The sequence below is a fragment of the Haloarcula sp. CBA1115 genome (assembly GCF_000827835.1).
GTDB lineage: Archaea > Halobacteriota > Halobacteria > Halobacteriales > Haloarculaceae > Haloarcula > Haloarcula hispanica.
Window position 1 is genome coordinate 1221978 of the sequence record NZ_CP010529.1, and the last position, 15841, is coordinate 1237818.

General features: G+C 65.9%; 16 protein-coding genes. 11 read left to right on the top strand and 5 right to left on the bottom strand.

Annotated elements, in window-relative coordinates:
• The first annotated feature begins 20 nt into the window (after nucleotides 1–20).
• Genes SG26_RS06000 through SG26_RS06015 form a run of 4 tightly spaced genes read left to right on the top strand, consistent with a single transcriptional unit; the run spans nucleotide 21 to nucleotide 4142 of the window.
• Nucleotides 21–1748, top strand: coding sequence for an ABC transporter substrate-binding protein (locus SG26_RS06000; protein ID WP_050037109.1), 1728 nt, complete (start codon nucleotides 21–23; stop codon nucleotides 1746–1748).
• 20 nt (nucleotides 1749–1768) lie between these two features.
• The gene (locus SG26_RS06005; RefSeq protein WP_014041363.1) at nucleotides 1769–2851 is read left to right on the top strand and encodes an ABC transporter permease; all 1083 of its coding nucleotides are present in this window, start codon (nucleotides 1769–1771) and stop codon (nucleotides 2849–2851) included.
• Nucleotides 2848–3777, top strand: a complete 930-nt coding sequence (locus SG26_RS06010) for an ABC transporter permease (RefSeq protein ID WP_014041364.1) — start codon at nucleotides 2848–2850, stop codon at nucleotides 3775–3777. The genes SG26_RS06005 and SG26_RS06010 overlap by 4 nt, the downstream gene beginning before the upstream one ends.
• A complete protein-coding gene (locus tag SG26_RS06015; RefSeq protein WP_050037110.1) occupies nucleotides 3777–4142 on the top strand; it encodes a hypothetical protein in 366 nt (121 codons plus the stop codon). The genes SG26_RS06010 and SG26_RS06015 overlap by 1 nt, the downstream gene beginning before the upstream one ends.
• Here the strand turns inward: SG26_RS06015 and SG26_RS06020 are convergent.
• Together SG26_RS06020 and SG26_RS06025 are read right to left on the bottom strand one after the other, a co-directional pair.
• The gene (locus SG26_RS06020; RefSeq protein ID WP_050037111.1) at nucleotides 4134–5462 is read right to left on the bottom strand and encodes a dihydroorotase; all 1329 of its coding nucleotides are present in this window, start codon (nucleotides 5460–5462) and stop codon (nucleotides 4134–4136) included. The genes SG26_RS06015 and SG26_RS06020 overlap by 9 nt on opposite strands.
• A 24-nt stretch (nucleotides 5463–5486) precedes the next feature.
• Complete coding sequence (locus tag SG26_RS06025; protein WP_050037112.1) at nucleotides 5487–6170, bottom strand: lipoate--protein ligase family protein; 684 nt, start codon at nucleotides 6168–6170, stop codon at nucleotides 5487–5489.
• A gap of 223 nt (nucleotides 6171–6393) precedes the next feature.
• On the opposite strand from SG26_RS06025, the gene SG26_RS06030 reads away from it, so the two are divergent.
• Nucleotides 6394–7251 carry a hypothetical protein gene (locus SG26_RS06030; RefSeq protein WP_050037113.1) on the top strand — a complete coding sequence of 286 codons (858 nt, stop codon included), beginning with the start codon at nucleotides 6394–6396 and terminating at the stop codon, nucleotides 7249–7251.
• Between the two features lie 102 nt (nucleotides 7252–7353).
• Here SG26_RS06030 and SG26_RS06035 read toward each other — a convergent pair whose 3' ends face one another.
• Nucleotides 7354–7926, bottom strand: a complete 573-nt coding sequence (locus SG26_RS06035) for a cysteine hydrolase family protein (protein ID WP_050037114.1) — start codon at nucleotides 7924–7926, stop codon at nucleotides 7354–7356.
• 147 nt (nucleotides 7927–8073) lie between these two features.
• Between SG26_RS06035 and SG26_RS06040 the strand changes: the two genes are divergently transcribed.
• The 5 genes from SG26_RS06040 to SG26_RS06060 all read left to right on the top strand — a co-directional run bounded on the left by SG26_RS06040 (nucleotide 8074) and on the right by SG26_RS06060 (nucleotide 12795).
• A complete protein-coding gene (locus tag SG26_RS06040; RefSeq protein ID WP_050037115.1) occupies nucleotides 8074–9531 on the top strand; it encodes an Hvo_1808 family surface protein in 1458 nt (485 codons plus the stop codon).
• Nucleotides 9524–10885, top strand: coding sequence for an Hvo_1808 family surface protein (locus SG26_RS06045; protein ID WP_050037116.1), 1362 nt, complete (start codon nucleotides 9524–9526; stop codon nucleotides 10883–10885). Before SG26_RS06040 ends, SG26_RS06045 begins: the two co-directional genes overlap by 8 nt.
• A gap of 52 nt (nucleotides 10886–10937) precedes the next feature.
• The gene (locus SG26_RS06050) at nucleotides 10938–12101 is read left to right on the top strand and encodes a nicotinate phosphoribosyltransferase (protein ID WP_014041372.1); all 1164 of its coding nucleotides are present in this window, start codon (nucleotides 10938–10940) and stop codon (nucleotides 12099–12101) included.
• 34 nt (nucleotides 12102–12135) lie between these two features.
• The gene (locus SG26_RS06055) at nucleotides 12136–12420 is read left to right on the top strand and encodes a DUF6360 family protein (RefSeq protein ID WP_050037117.1); all 285 of its coding nucleotides are present in this window, start codon (nucleotides 12136–12138) and stop codon (nucleotides 12418–12420) included.
• Nucleotides 12421–12495: 75 nt separating this feature from the next.
• On the top strand, nucleotides 12496–12795 hold the full coding sequence (locus SG26_RS06060) for a CPCC family cysteine-rich protein (RefSeq protein WP_014041373.1): 300 nt from the start codon (nucleotides 12496–12498) through the stop codon (nucleotides 12793–12795).
• Between the two features lie 17 nt (nucleotides 12796–12812).
• On the opposite strand, the gene SG26_RS06065 is transcribed toward SG26_RS06060, so the two are convergent.
• Nucleotides 12813–13667 carry a ZIP family metal transporter gene (locus SG26_RS06065; protein WP_014041374.1) on the bottom strand — a complete coding sequence of 285 codons (855 nt, stop codon included), beginning with the start codon at nucleotides 13665–13667 and terminating at the stop codon, nucleotides 12813–12815.
• Between the two features lie 179 nt (nucleotides 13668–13846).
• Complete coding sequence (locus SG26_RS06070) at nucleotides 13847–14983, bottom strand: site-2 protease family protein (protein WP_050037118.1); 1137 nt, start codon at nucleotides 14981–14983, stop codon at nucleotides 13847–13849.
• A gap of 96 nt (nucleotides 14984–15079) precedes the next feature.
• Here SG26_RS06070 and SG26_RS06075 point away from each other — a divergent pair, with 96 nt between their 5' ends.
• Nucleotides 15080–15826, top strand: a complete 747-nt coding sequence (locus tag SG26_RS06075) for an MBL fold metallo-hydrolase (protein WP_050037119.1) — start codon at nucleotides 15080–15082, stop codon at nucleotides 15824–15826.
• Nucleotides 15827–15841: the final 15 nt, after the last annotated feature.

The window sequence follows — 15841 nt, forward strand, 5'->3', positions numbered from 1 at the left end:
ATCTGTTTGAACAAAGTTCCATGTCATCCGGTGATTCTCTGGACAGACGGAGCTTCCTTACCGCGGCCGGCAGTGCCGCGGCAGCCGCAACGCTCGCAGGTTGTTCCGGCGACGGCGGCGATGGTGGCGGAACCGAAGGTGGAGACGGTGGCGACGGCACTGGTAGCGACGGCGGGGACGGCGGAAGCGACCAGACGCTCGTGTACGCCCGCGGTGACCACCCGGAAAACTACGACCCACAGCAGTCGACCAGCGGCGAGGTGGCGAAGGTCACCAATCAGGTGTTTGACACCCTCATCCAGTTCGCGGCCGGGAGCGGCGGCCAACTCGAAGACGCGCTCGCGACCGACTACACTCTCGAGGGAACTACCGCGACGCTGACGCTTCGCGAAGGTGTAACCTTCCACAACGGCGAAGAGTTCACCGCGTCAGATTTCAAGGCAACCTGGCAGCGGTTCACCCAGAGCGACTACGAGTACTACCTCGGCGACGATACCCGGTCGGGGTACGGTCCGTTCACGCTCGGCGACTGGATCGAAAGCGTCGACGCGAGCCAGGACTACGAGCTGACAATCGAGCTTACACAGCAGTTCGCGCCGTTCCTTCGGAACCTCGCGATGTTCGCCTCGGCAGTCCTCTCGAAAGCCCAGATCGAATCGATGGGCGACAATCAGGCCGACCTCGGAAGCGAACCCGCGGGCACCGGGGCCTTCCAGTTCGATACGCTCGACAACCCGAACGAGCGCATCCGACTGCGGGCCAACAACGACTACTGGGGCGACGGCCCGAACGTCGGAACGGTCGTCTTCAAGACCATCACCGAAAACAGCACGCGAGTGCAGGACGTCATCAACGGGGCCTCACACATCACGGACAACCTCGACTCCTCCGGCTTCCAGCGCGCCGAGGAAAGCGGGACGGCGACGCTGTTGCGGAAGGACGGCATCAACCACGGCTACATGGCGATGAACATGGCGCGGTTCGAGCCGTTCCGGGACCGGCAGGTCCGCCAGGCCATCGCCCACGCCGTCAACACCGAGGCCATCGTCAACCAGATCTACCAGGGCTTTGCGACCCAGGCCTCCCAGCCGCTCCCACCGGACGTGCTCGGGCACAACGACGACCTCGATCCGTATCCGACGGACAAGGAGAAGGCCCAGTCGATGCTCGAAGAGGCGGGCTACGGCGACGGCTTCGAGTTCGAACTCGCGACGTTCTCGAACCCTCGCGGATACAACCCCAGCCCGGTCAACACGGCGAACCAGGTGAAGTCTGACCTGGAGGAAATCGGTCTGACGGTCAACATCAACCAGTTCTCCAACTTCGGGCCGTATCTGGACTACACGTCGGCCGGGAAACACGACGCGTGTTTCCTCGGCTGGTACACCGACAACGCCGACCCGGACAACTTCCTGTACGTCCTGCTGGACCCACAGGTCGAGATGGACGCCGTCCCCGACGGGCAGGACTGGGTCAGTTTCGACGCCGACGGGTACAACACCCTCAACGTGTCCGGCTGGGCCAACGCCGACTACATGGAACTGGTCCGGGAAGCCCAGAAGACCTACGCGGAGAGCGACCGCGAGACGATGTACGAAGAGGCCAGCCAGATAGCCTACGACGAGTCCCCGTGGGTGTTCATCGACTACGCCGAGACGCTCCGGGCGGTCAACGAGGCTGTCGTCGAAGACACCTACACGATCAGCTCCGTAGGTGGCCCGTATCTTAACACAGTCGAACTGCAGTAGCGCTTCAAGGGAACTTCCGAATGAACTGGACACAGTTTCTTTTCAGGCTGGCTGAGCCGGTGGTACCGCCACGGTTCGTCATCAAGCGACTGCTATTGCTCATCCCGGTGCTGTTCGGCGTCGCATCGGTCGTCTTCGCGATTCTCCACCTGGCCCCGGGTGACCCGGCTATCATTATCGCCGGCCAGCGAGCGTCGGCCGAACAGCTCGAACAAATACGCGTTGAACTGGGACTTCGGCGGCCGCTCTGGGAGCAGTACCTGACCTTCCTGTGGGACGCAGCACGGTTCGACTTCGGACAGTCCTACAGCATTAGCCGCGGGAACAGCGTCCGCTCGGTCATCTCCGACCGACTCCCGATCACGCTCGAACTCGCGATTTACGGCCAGGCAGCGGGTATCCTGCTCGGACTGCCGCTGGGCATCATCTCCGCGGTCAAGCAGGATTCGCTGACGGACCACGTCACCCGGATCGGAGCACTGACGGGTATTTCCGTCCCGATATTCTGGTCCGGTCCGCTGCTCATCCTGCTGTTCTCGACGTACCTTGACGTGTTCCCGACCAGCGGGCGTATCGCCTCAACGCTATTTCTGCCCGACACCTGGACACTGCTCGGCCGTGAGCTGCCCCTTACCGGGATGATAACAGTCGATACAATACTGCTCGGGAACACCGAGGCCTTCCTCTCGGCGGCGCATCACCTGTTCCTGCCGGCGGTGGTCATCGGCGTCTACTCGACGGCACTGATCTCGCGGATGATGCGCTCCTCGATGCTCGAAGTCATCCGGCAGGACTACATCCGGACCGCGCGGGCGAAGGGTCAGGGCGCGAAAATCACGCTGATGAAACACGGCTTCCGGAACGCGCTGATTCCGGTCGTCACCGTCATCGGTATCCAGTTCGGGACGCTGCTGGGCGGGGCAGTCCTGACCGAGACCGTGTTCGGTATCAACGGGATGGGGCTGACTATCGTCACCGCCATCGGCGTCTCGGACTACCCGGTCGTACAGGGAACGGTGCTCACCTTCGCCCTGCTGTTTACGCTCGTGAACCTCTTCGTCGACGTCACATACAGCTATCTCGACCCACGGATTCAACAATGAGTACGGACACCGAGACACGGGGCACGCTGGGACGCCTGCGGGCGTCCCCGTTCCTCGCCGACCTGCTGACGAACCGCCTCGCCGTCGTCGGGCTGACGATCATCCTCGGCATGGCCGCTGTCGCCATCTACGCCCGCGTGACCTACGACCTCGGCGCGCTTGCCAGCTCACAGCTCGGTACCGAGATCGCTGACCGCGCACCGCCCGGCTGGCTCGGTCCCGCGCCCGCGAATCAACAACTGTTCGGGACGGACGCGGCGGCCCGTGACATCTACAAGCGGAGCCTGTACGGCGCGTGGCTGGCCCTGAAGTTCGGGACGATTACCGTCGGTACATCGACTACCGTCGGTGTCGGCCTGGGTATTATTGCGGCGTACTACGGCGACGTGACCGACAACGTCATCATGCGAACGATGGACGTCCTACTGGCGTTCCCGCCGCTGTTGCTCGCACTTGCGCTGGTCGCCATCTTCCCGCGAGACCTTGGGCTCTGGCGGGCCGTGGTGGCGCTCGTGCTGGTGTACACGCCGCGGTTCGCTCGGGTCGTCCGCGGAGCCGCGCTCAAAGTGCTCGAAGACGAGTACGTCGACGCGACAGTTGCGCTCGGCGCGACCGACCCGCGGGTGCTCGTCCGGCACATCCTGCCGAACACGCTCGCGCCGATTACCGTCCAGTCGACGCTGAACTTCGGGCTCGCCATCATCGACCTCGCGGCCCTGTCCTTCCTCGGGTTCGGTGCACAGGCCGGGACGCCGTCGTGGGGCCTGATGCTCTCCCGAGGCGTCGAGAACGGCCTCCTGACTGGTGAGTGGTGGCTCTCCTTCTTCCCGGGGCTGTTCCTCGCTATCACCGTCCTCGGGTTCAATCTGCTCGGTGACGGGATGCGTGACGCGCTCGACCCGCGGATGCGTGACGCGATCGACTGATGGCCCAGAACGGTGACCCACCGCGGCTCCGGCAGTACGTCGCGGCCCGGGCGCGACTGGTGGGGAGCGGTCTGGTCGTCGGCCTCCTGCTTGGCGGCCTCGGAACGGCGGGCTGGACGCTCTACACCGGTGATGCACGGTCGAGTGAAGCGGCGGTGTTCGCCCTCGGCGCGCTCGTGTTCGGCTTCGGCCTGCTGGGCTGGTCGGGGTCGATACTCGCCGGCCGCGGCATCGAAGCCATGCAGGAACACATGGGCACGCGAAGCAATTGGACCGAGCGCGATTCGCGGCGGGCAATGGCCCGGCTCTGTGGCGGTGGCGGCGGAATAATGGTCGGGACCTCAGTCGTCGCGGCGTTACTCTAGCCGCTCGCTGTCCGGGCCGCGGACGTTCTCGCCCTGATGGTCGTAGAACACGTCTTCCTGCGGCGTTGCATCGTCAGCCAACGCGTCGCCGCGCTCGTAGACGACCGTCCCACGGACCATCGTCCATTCGGGGAACACCGCCTCACGGCCCTCGAACGGCGTCCAGTCGCATTTCGAGTGGAGCGCCGCACCGCTGATCTCACTCGTCTCGGTCGTGTCGACGAGCACGAGGTCGGCGTCCTTGCCGGCTTCGATGGCACCCTTCTGTGGGATGTCGAACACGTCGGCCGGGTTGCGTGCAGTGAGGTCCCGAACGCGCTCGTAGGTGAGCCCGCTGTCCGGGTCCCGGGCTTCGGCTAGTAGGAGCGGGAGGACAGTCTCGACGCCGGGAACACCCGACGGCGCGTCCCAGATGCTGGCGTCTTTCTCCTCGCGGGTGTGTGGCGCGTGGTCCGTCGCGATCATATCGACGGTGCCGTCCACGACGCGCTCGTAGAGCTTTTGACGGCGTTTTTCGCGGCGCAGAGGCGGATTCATTCGCCCGAACGTCCCCAGTTCCGAGAGGTCGCGCCGAGAGAGCAGCAAGTGATGGGGCGTCACTTCGGTCGTCATTCCGGCCTCGCTGGCGATGTCGACGCCCTCCGGCGTGGAGGTGTGAGCGATGTGAATGGTCGCGTCGTGCCCTTTCGCGACGGAACAGGCCCGCTCGACGGCCTTTTCTTCAGCTTTCGCGGTCCGGAACGCGCTCCAGGCGTCGGCGTCGTCGCGGGCCCTCGCGTCGTCGTTGAAGTAGTCGGCGTCCTCGGCGTGGACCGTGACCGGCACGTCGGTGTCAGCAGCGGCCTCCAGCGCGTCGGCGAACAGGTCGGCCTCGATACCCATGTCGCCGGTCGAATCCGCGAGGAACACCTCGCCGAGTGCGAACAGGCGACGGCGCAGGAGGACGTTCGGAATCCAGTCAGCCGTGACGCCCCCGTTGATACCCCAGTCGACGACCGAGTCGGCGGCGAACTCGGCTTTCTGGTCGAACGCCTCACCGTCGACGGTCGGCGGGTCGGTGTTTGGCTGGTCGACGACAGTCGTGACGCCGCCGGCCGCCGCCGACCGTGAGCCGCTCTCCCACGTCTCCTTGTGCGGGTAGCCGGGCTGGCGGAAGTGGACGTGTGCGTCAATCATTCCCGGGAAGAGGCGTTTGCCGGTCGCTTCGATGACGTGCTGGTCGGTCGCGTCGAGGTCGCGGCCGACTTCGACGATGGACTCGCCACGCACCCGGACGTCGCGCTGGTGGCCGTCCGGCAGCGTCGCGTTACGGATGAGCATACGCCCAGTCGGCCGGGCGCACCCCTAAGTCTCTCGGATAGCGCTCACCGACACGTCGGGGCCGTCAGCCAGCGACCGCTCCAGCGCCACGATAACCTGTTCGGGGTCGTCGGTTCCCCCAGCGTTGGCGACGCTCCCGACGCTCTGGGGGTCGAACGGGACATCGATTGCCTCGTAGATGGGAGCCAGCACCTCGGCGATAGCCTCGTGGTCCCGAACGACGACGATGCCGCCGACGACAGCGACGGACTGGCGGACGCGCTGTGCGAGCCCCGCGATTTTGCCATCGGCCTGCAGCGAGTGGCTCCCCGGACAGAAAGAGGCGTCCGGTTCGCCCGTCCGAGCGGTGACGCCGCAGTCGTCGAGCGCGCGCTTCACAGCGGCTTTGGCCCACTCGTAGCGGTCATCGATAGACCCTCGCGGGTCATCGGTCGGGACGGCAATGGAAAACGAGACAGTCGACCCGGTGTAGGCGACGGCGCGACCCCCCACGGCGCGCTCGATGACGGTGTAGCCCCGGTCGCGAGCGGCCCGGCGCGCTCGGTTGTAGCCGTCGCTGTTCGTGTCACGGCGGCCGAATGCGACCTGTCTGTGCGGTCGCCAGGCTCGCAGGGCTGGCTCGCGGTCCTCGGCGACCGTCTCGGCCATCTTGCGGGTCCGCTCGAAGTCAGTTTCCGGGTCAGCGGTGCGACCCCGTAGCAGACGCATAGCGGACCGTACGGCTCCTCGGGCTTAAAACGGTCCGCCGGTCAAGCAGATACCCCTCAGCGGTGGATAGCGAACAGGCGACACATGGCCGTCGCGGCGGGACGTGTCGCGCTCCCGCTGCCCCCGCCGCGGTCGTCGTCAGCGCACACGAACCGGTGGCCTCGGCATGGGTCTTGAACTCTCGGGCGACAGAGCCATACCGACACACGCCTAATCGCCGCCGATGGTCGTCACGATACCGCGAGGCGTACTCTTTCAGTATTACCGCTTTTCCCTGTACAACTCGCCGTTCGACGCCCACGACAAGGGGTGTGCCATCGACCTCTACCCAGACGGCGAGCGCGCGCCGTCGCCGGTCGCCGGCGAAGTGCTGGACACGAAGACGGTGCAGGCCCCGCCGAAGGCCTACGCCGCCGAACACGACCATCTCATCCTGATCGACACCGGCGACACTGTGGCTCGGCTGCTGCATGTCGACCCCGCCGTCGAACCCGGCGAGACGGTGGCCGTCGGCGACGACCTCGGGGAGCTGGTCCGGGCGGGCTTTTTCGCGCCGTGGGTCCCGAACCACATCCACCTCGGCTTCCGTGATCCCGACGCGAACCCCTACCGGGCGTCGGGGTCGCTGCCGGTCGACGTGGCTGTCGACGTGACGCCGCTTTCCTGGGACGGGACCGGCACCGTCGTCGCCGGCGGCGAAACGTGGGTCCGACTTGACGAACCTGCTCATCCGGCACCTGGTGAATCCTTCGTCGGCATCGCCAACGACGCCGACGGCGGCGATTCCGGAGTCCTCGACGGCGGGCTCCCACACTACTCCGGAGGCGGGCTGCTGGGCCGTGACGGAACCGACGCCGCAGCCCTTGCAGGCCAGCACGTCGGGACAGCGGACGGCCGCACGGTCACATGGGACGACCTGACCGTCCTGGCAAACGGCGAACCGATAACCGGCATCGCGTTGTTCTGTGGCCGCGAACGCTTCGGCGCGAAGCTCGTCGGTGAGACCATCGACCTCGCCGTCGGTGACGAGGTGCAGGTGACTATCGAGCAGGCCACGACCGGTGACGAGGCGTCTCTGTAACTACGATTTGTCGTACCGCTCGGGATGTGCGCGGAAGTCCAGGTCGTACTCGGGACCTTCCTTGACCTCGGCCATGTCGCCGCGAATGGGTCAGCCCCCATCTCAGGCGAAGGCGAGTTCGCCCCGGTCGGTCAGTTCGCCGAACAGCCAGTCGGCGTGTTCCAGCGCGTACTCGCAGTGGTCGTCCTCGATGTAGCCGACGGCGTCCTCGACGAGGATCGGGCGGTAGTCCCGCAGGCCGGCGCTAGAGGCGGTGTGGAGCACGCAGACGTTCGCGAGCGTGCCACAGATAGCCAGGTCCGTGACGCCGTGGGCGTCGAGCCACCCCTCCAGTTCCGTCTGGTAGAAGGCGTCGTAGGTGTGCTTGACCACGGTCAGGTCCTCGTCCTGCGGGTCGAGGTCCTCGACGAGTTCGGTCTCCCAGGAACCTTCGACGACGTGTTCGCCCCACCGGTCGAACTCGTCGTAGTAGTGAGTGTCCTCGAACTGGTCGGGTGGATGGACGTCGCGGGTGAACACGACTTTCGCGCCGGCCTCACGGGCGCGCTCGACGAGTTCGGCGCAGGGCTCGATAGCCGCTTCGCTGTCCGGTGCGTAGAGGCTTCCATCGGGGTGACAGAAGCCGTTCTGCATATCGACGACGACCAGAGCGGTCTGTGCTGGGTCGAGTTCCATGCGGGACCTTGGGAGGGCGCGACTACGAAAGTTACTCCCACGGTGAATTTCGGACGGCGGGAACAAACACGAGCAGTCTTTCTGACCGACGAACGTTCCCGCGATTAGCGTGTGACTTTTCACTGTGGTAACCCAGCGTAAAGGTAGATGCGCCGCCCTTTCGCCCTCGTCGTTCTCTGTGCCGTTGTGCTGTTACTGGCGGGCTGTCAGGCACCCAGTGCGTCGCCCGAGACGGAAACTGGTGGCGACGACCTGACGCCAAGTGAGCCCGCGACCGACTACGGGAGCAACGACTCCGCCCCGCCAGCGCCTGCGACGGACCGGCTGGGCTACGAGAATGGCTACTGGTACAACGAATCGCTGTCGATAACAACCGGGGACGGGCTGAACGAGACGGAGCGGGAAGCCGTCGTCGCCCGGACGATGGCCCGCGTCGAGCGGATTCGCGGGCTGGAGTTCGAGGAGACAGTGCCGGTCTCCGTCGTCTCGCGAGCCGAGTATCGAAACAACACGGGCGGCGGCGAAACCGGCGATTCGCTGCGTCGGTTCGACAACGCGAAGTTCGAGGCGCTGTTTTTCATCGGCGAGGACCGCGACTCCATCGCCGTCCAGAACAGCAACCGCGGGGAGAGCGTGCTTGGCTACTACAGCAGCCAGCGCGGTGAAATCGTCATCGTCAGCGATTCCGAGACGCCGACGATAAGCCGGGGGACGCTGGCCCACGAACTCGTCCACGCCCTGCAGGACCAGCACTTCGGCCTCGAAAGTGACGCGCGGACGCGGGATCAGGTGCAGGGTCGAAACGGAATGGTCGAAGGCGACGCCGTCGCCGTCACCCAGACCTACACCGACCGCTGTGGCGAGGAATGGCGCTGTATCGACAGGCCCGCCCAGAGCGGCGGTGGCGGCGGCGACCGCCACTTCGGCATCAACTTCATGCAGTATTTCCCCTACAGCGACGGTCCCGGCTTGATTGGAGCCCTCCGAGAACGCGGCGGCTGGAGTGCTGTCACCGACGCCTACGACGACTATCCCGACGGGGCCGCCGAAGTGACCTACCCCGAGCGCTACCCCGAATGGGAACCCGAGTCCGTCTCGCTGGCGGACCGGTCCAGCGACGACTGGGAGCGGGTCAAACCCTCGACTGACCGGGACCGGCCCGACTACGCCGTCGTCGGTCCCTCTGCCATCGCCGGGTCGATGGCGTACACCATCGCCGATGACTACAACGAGTCGAGCGTCGTCCGGACGCGTGACGTCATCAACTACGAGGACGGATCGCTGGACAGCGACGACCCGTACAACTACGACCTGCCCGCCACCGACGGCTGGCAGGGCGGCCGGATGCACATCTACGACAACGGCGACGAGACGGCCTACGTCTGGAAGACGACCTGGGACAGCGAGGCCGACGCCCGCGAGTTCGCTGACGCCTGGGAGGCGGTCATCGCCCACTGGGGCGGCACCAGAACCGCGGAGGGCCACTGGCTCATCGAGGGAGACAGCCCCTACACCGACGCTGTCACCGTCAGAGTCGACGGGGACACGGTCACCGTCGTGAACGCGCCGACAGCCGACGAACTCGACGAGGTTCACAATGCGTAAGGAACTGCTCGTCGCGGTGGCAGTCGTCTTGGCGGGCTGTACGGTCCCGTCCTTCGGCGGCAGCGACCACCCCGAGACACCGACCGGGGACGACGCCATCGGCTACGAGAACGGCTACTGGTACGACGACTCGGTGTCGGTGACGACCGACGACGGCTTGAACGAGACAGAACGGGAGGCCGTCGTCGCCCGGACGATGGCCCGCGTCGAGCAGGTCCGCGACCTGGAGTTCAAAGAGCCGGTTCCGGTTTCGGTCATCTCCCGGGCAGAGTACCAGAACCGGTCCGGGGGCAACGACAGCGGCGGCAGCAGTCGTCCACAGGACCCCTGGAACGACCAGGTGTGGGAAGCGCTCCTGCTCATCGGCGAGGACTCCGGCAGCAGCGACGAAATCGACGACACGCTCTCGACGACGGTTCAGGGCTACTACTCCCCGAGTCAGGACGAAATCGTCATCGTCAGCCCGACGGAGACGCCACAGATCGACCGACGGACACTCTCACACGAACTCGTTCACGCCCTGCAGGACCAGCACTTCGGGCTGAACGGCTCCGCGGAAACGCAGGACACGCAACTGTCACGGCAGGGCGTCACCGAGGGCGAGGCCAACTATGTTCGCATCCTCTACGAGCGACAGTGTGGTGACGGCTGGGGCTGTATCGCGCTCCCGGACCGGACCAGTGACGACGGCGGAAGCAGCGACGGAGACGACGCCAGCCAGCAGCCGAGCTACAACGAGGGGCTGTTCACCGTCCTCTACCAGCCGTACGTCACCGGGCCGCGGTTCGTCGACCAGGTGCGCTCTGACGGCGGCTGGGACGCCGTCGACGCCCTCCACGACGACTTCCCCGACAGCACCGAGCAGGTGCTCCACCCTGAGAAGTATCCCGACGAAGAGCCCGTGAGCGTCAGCGTCGCGGACCGCTCATCCGACGAGTGGAGCCGCTTCGACCACGATCCGGTCGGCGACACGGTCGGGGAAACATCGATCTACGCGATGATGTACCACAACGGCCAGACGGAGGGCGACCGCTACAGCTACGAGAGCGAGATGTCGGCGGGCTGGGGCGGTGATCTCGTCGTTCCCTACCGCAACGGCTCCGGCGGCTACGGCTACGTCTGGGAGATCCGCTGGGATACCGAGGAGGACGCCAGCGAGTTCGCACAGGCGTATCGGGCGGCACTGACCGAGGAACACGACGCCAGCCAGCCCCGGAGTAACGTCTACGTCGTCCCAGCGGACGACCAGTTCAACGACGCCTTCCGCGTCGTCCGGTCCGGCAAGACCGTCCGCATCGTCAACGGCCCGACAGTGAGCGATCTCGACGAGATTCACCAGCCAGCGGAGTCCTGAGGGCCAGTCGCCGACCGGACCGCTTTTTTCGCCACACTGAAAACACCGTGTTATGACCGAGGAGTTCGACGTCGTCTCGCCAGAGGCGATTCGCGAGGGGCGGGCGACCGACGCCTACTTCGACCGGACAATGGAGACGCTGGAACACGCCGGAAAGAACCCGGACGTGGTCGCCGAAGTGACGGCGAACCAGTTCGCGACGGGGCAGTGGAAGCTGCTGGCGGGGCTGAAAGACGCCGCCGAGTTGCTTGAAGGACGGAGCGTCGACGTTGACGCGCTCCCCGAAGGACAACTGTTCGACGGCGGCCCGGTAATGCGAATCGAGGGGCCGTACCGGGAGTTCTGTCGCCTGGAGACGGCGCTCCTTGGTTTTCTCTCGCATCCGACAGGCATCGCGACGCGGGCGCTAGAGGCCCGCTACGCCGCACCGGAGTCGACGGTGCTCTCCTTTGGCTCGCGTCACGTCCACCCGTCGATAGCGGCGATGATCGAGCGCTCGGCGCTGCTGGGCGGTCTCGACGGTATCTCGAACGTCGCTGCGGGCGAGGTCATCGACCGGGACGCTGGTGGGACGATGCCCCACGCGCTCATGATCTGTTTCGGCCGCGGTAATCAGGAACAGGCGTGGCAGGCGTTCGACGCCGCCGTCCCCGAGGAGACGCCCCGCATCGCGCTGACAGACACCTACAGCGACGAGGTCGACGAGGCGCTCCGCGCAGCGGAAGCCGTCGACGACCTCGCGGGCGTCCGACTGGATACGACTGGATCCCGCCGCGGGGACTTCCGCCACATCGTCCGGGAGGTTCGCTGGACGCTGGACGCCCACGGCCACGAGGACGTGGACCTGTTCCTCTCCGGCGGACTTACCCCGACGACGCTCCGGGAGCTACGGGACGTGGCCGACGGCTTCGGCGTCGGGGGCTACGTCGCCAACGCCGATCCGCTGGACTTCGCGCTGGATATCGTGGAACTGGACGGCGAGCCGGCGGCCAAGCGGGGGAAGCTCACCGGCACAAAATCGGTGTACCGTACCGCCGACGGCGGCCACCACATCGGCCTGGCCGACCGCGACGCGCCGGAGGACGCCGAATCGCTACTGGAACCACTGATTCGTGACGGAGACATCGTCAGGGAGTTCGACCTCGACGGGGCCATCGACCGCGCGGCGGCGGACGCCGAACGGGTCGACTACGAAGGCGCGACCGCAGCCGAGTAACGGGCGTTAAGTCTCCGGCCCGCGAACACGCGGTATGGTCGACCGCATCATGAAGGTCAACGCGTACACGACCTTCGACCTGCTCGACGGTGAGGTAGAGGGCCACGGCTTCGAGGAGGAGGCCCTGGCCGTGCTGAACGTGACCGCGCCGCGGAAGAACCCGGACCACGTCGAACTCCAGTTAGAGATGGACAACACCGACCTCGACGCGGTGAAACCACATGCGGACTCAGTGACGCTGTCGGCGGCCCAGGCACGCGAACTCGCCGCCGAACTGGAGGAGTACGCCAGGAAGGTCAAAGACGCGCAATCGGAGTAGTCTGTTCGTCTCAGCGATAATCATGCACCGCTACGGGTCGGTAATTCTATGGTGTGAAGACACATACCACGAAATATGTCAACCGAGACGCCCGGTAATCCAGCCGCACGGGAGCTGGGTTACTGCCCGTGCTGTGGCTACCAGACACTCCCCGAGGGGCGGCCCGGGTCGTACGAGATGTGTCCGGTGTGTCACTGGCTCGACGACCCAATCCAGTTCGGCGACGCGGAGTTCGTCAGCGATACGAACCATGTGTCGCTGACGGAAGCGCGCGAGAACTTCAGCGAACACGGGGCGTGTTCCCCCGACGAGGCCGGGGACTGCGAGGAGCCGACCGGCCTCGACCGCGACCCGAACTGGCCTTACGAGGAATAGCAGATACGAAACAGGACTCAAGCTGCGAGCGCGATATCTAGGTACAGCATGACGATGACGCCCGCCATCAGTCCGAGCGTCGCGACGCGCTCGTAGCCGCGCTGGTGGGTCTCGGGGATTATCTCGTCAGAAATCACGAACAGCATCGCGCCCGCCGCAAACCCCATCGCGTAGGGCAGGAGCGGTTCGACGGTCACGACGGCGACAGCGCCGAGCACCGCGAGCGGGATTTCCACGACGCCGGAACGAATCCCGGTGAAGACGGCGTAGAGCCGACGGTCCAGACCAGCGTTGATCGCTGCGACGGAGACGGCCAGCCCCTCGGGGATGTTCTGGATGCCGATGGCGAGCATCAGCGAGAGCGCGCCCCCGATCCGGAGCGGGTCGCCGGCGGCCGCGCCGAAGCCGACGCCGACGGCCAGCCCTTCCGGGATGTTGTGCAGCGTGATCGCGAGGATAAACAGGATGACGCCCGTCAGTTTGGATTCGTCAATCGAGAGGTCCTGGCTGGGGTTGGCGGCGTCCGACCGCCGGCTCCCGGTCAGGAGGTAGTGGGCGTGCGGGACGAGGCCGTCCGCGCGGTCGAGAAACAGCGCCCCCAGTGCGACACCGACGAGTGTCGGAATCGGGTTCCCGCCCGAGTACTCCTCGATGCCGGGGATGATGAGGCTCGTGAACGCGGCGGCCAGCATCACGCCGGCGGCGAACCCGAGCGCCGTGTCCAGCGCCCGCTCCGAGGGGTCACGCCAGACCAGCACGAGCGACGCGCCGAAGAGGTTCATCGTCGCGATGATGGTCCCACCTACGAGGCCGTTTATCAGCGGGTCGGTGCCGACGAGGTCGACGAACAGGTCGACGAACCCGGATTGCATTGTCGAGTAGTGGACGTCGCCCCCTCTTGGATGTACCGGCAGTCGGGAGGTGGCGTCTCAGGTTCTGGCGTCGTCTCCGTACAGAATCGGAAAACCCCCGGCTCGCCCAGGTTGTCCAGCCGGCTTCAGGTAGCGCCTTCTAGCTGGTAGGGACCATATTCGAGCGAGTAAACGCTGTGTTAGAACGGTTCCGGCGACCCAACGAGCCGCTGCATCTCCATCGCACTGGAGAAGTCCTCGCGGGAGACCACACGGGTCCCCTCGGGGCCGTCGACGAAGGCGGCGGTGGCTCTGGCGGTGTCGAGTTCGACGAGCACGTCGAAAGCGGCAGTTTCCGAGGCAAAGCGCGGCAGGTCGGTCTCCATCAGGTCGGCGACGGTGTCGGCCTCACGTTCGGCCTTCGAGAGTTCCCTGAAATCGCCGACGGTGACGACGCCGACCACGTCGCCGCCGCGCGTGACAGCGAACTCCGTCCGCCGGTCGGCGAACATCCGGTCGACGAGGTCCTCGATACTGGCGCTGGCCTCGATAGTCGCGTCGAGCGGGCTGGCCACGTCGTCGACGGTCAGCCCTTCCAGCAGGGCGGCCAGGGCAACCGTGCGGGATTCGCTCGACGCAGCACCGTAGACGAACAGCGCGAGCAGCAACAACAGCGGGCTGAACGAGAGGACGCCGACGACGGCGAACAGCACGGCGAACCCGGTCCCGATACGAGCGGCGATGCGAGTCGCCGTCGCGTAGGGCCGCGTTCGCGCGAGCAGCGCCCGGAGCACGCGGCCCCCGTCCATCGGGAACGCCGGCAGCATATTGAACACGGCGAGAAAGATATTCGTGACGGCCAGCCAGCCGATAACGAACAGCGTCACCTGCGCGCTCGCTGGCAGGGCAAACAGCGCGGCGTAGCAGGCGAGCCCGGTCAGAATACTCACGGCCGGGCCGGCCAGCGCGATGACGAGTTCCCGGTTCCACTCCTTGGGCATGGATTCGAGGCTGGCAAGGCCGCCGAGAATCCAGAGCGTGATCGACTCTACCCGGAGCCCGTAGCGCATCGCCGCCCAGGCGTGGCCCAGTTCGTGCAGTGCGACGCTGGCGAACAGACCCACCGCCGCGGCGGTGCCGATGAGCCACGGCGTCTGGCCCGCGGTCAGCACCGTGAGGTCGAGCGTCACGCCGGAGAGAGCGCTCACGATGCCGGCGTACACCGATATCTGAGCCCCGCTACCGATAATCCAGGCCAGCACCGGCAGGAAAATCAGCAGCGAGACGTTGACCCGTATCGGAATCCCCCAGACCGTCGTGATGTGGAAGTTTCGCACGGGCAAGCAAACGGACAGTGGCCGGGTATATCTTCTGATGGGGGCGACGCCAGCGAGTAGCGGCCTTATTCAGGGTGTAGCGTGTACGGACACCTAATGACAGTTCGACACGACGGGCTGATCGTCGACTGGCTGGGGTACGCGACGCTCCGGTTCGCCAGCGACGACACGGTGGTGTACGTCGACCCGGGCCGGTACGGCGTGCTCACCGGCGAATGGGAGCCCCACACGGACGGTATCGGCCACCCGCCAAGCAGCGACTACCGCGCGGAAGACGGCGACGTGGTGTGTGTGACCCACGTCCACCACTACGACCCAGACGGCATCGAGCGCGTCGCGAGCGAGGACGCGACTATCGTCGCCTACGAGGGTATCGACGAGCGCGTGGGCGACCGGGACCTCCCACCACTGTCCTCGCTGCCCTACGACGTGGTCGAGGTCGGAATGAAATCGCAGAAGACCGTCAAAGACGTACCGATCTGGTCGACGCCGGCGTACAACGAACCGGACGGGCCGCATACGCTCCCCGATGGAACGCCCTACCACCCGGAGGGCTTCGGCTGTGGGTTCATGATCGCCGTCGAGGGGACCAGAGCGTTCTATCCGGGCGATTCGGACGTACTGCCGGGGCATCGGACCCTTGAGGTATCGCTGCTGTGTCCGCCTATCGGCCCGCGGGCGACCATGGACCGCCACGAGGCCGCCTCGCTGGCCGCGACCATCGACCCGGACCTCGTGATGCCAGTCCACTACAACACCTTTTCCAACCTTGAAGCCGACTCCCGTGAGTTCGCTGCCGACGTAGCCGAAGCCGGCGTCCCGGTCGTGTTAGACGAGCAGTGAGCGGGCGAAAGATCG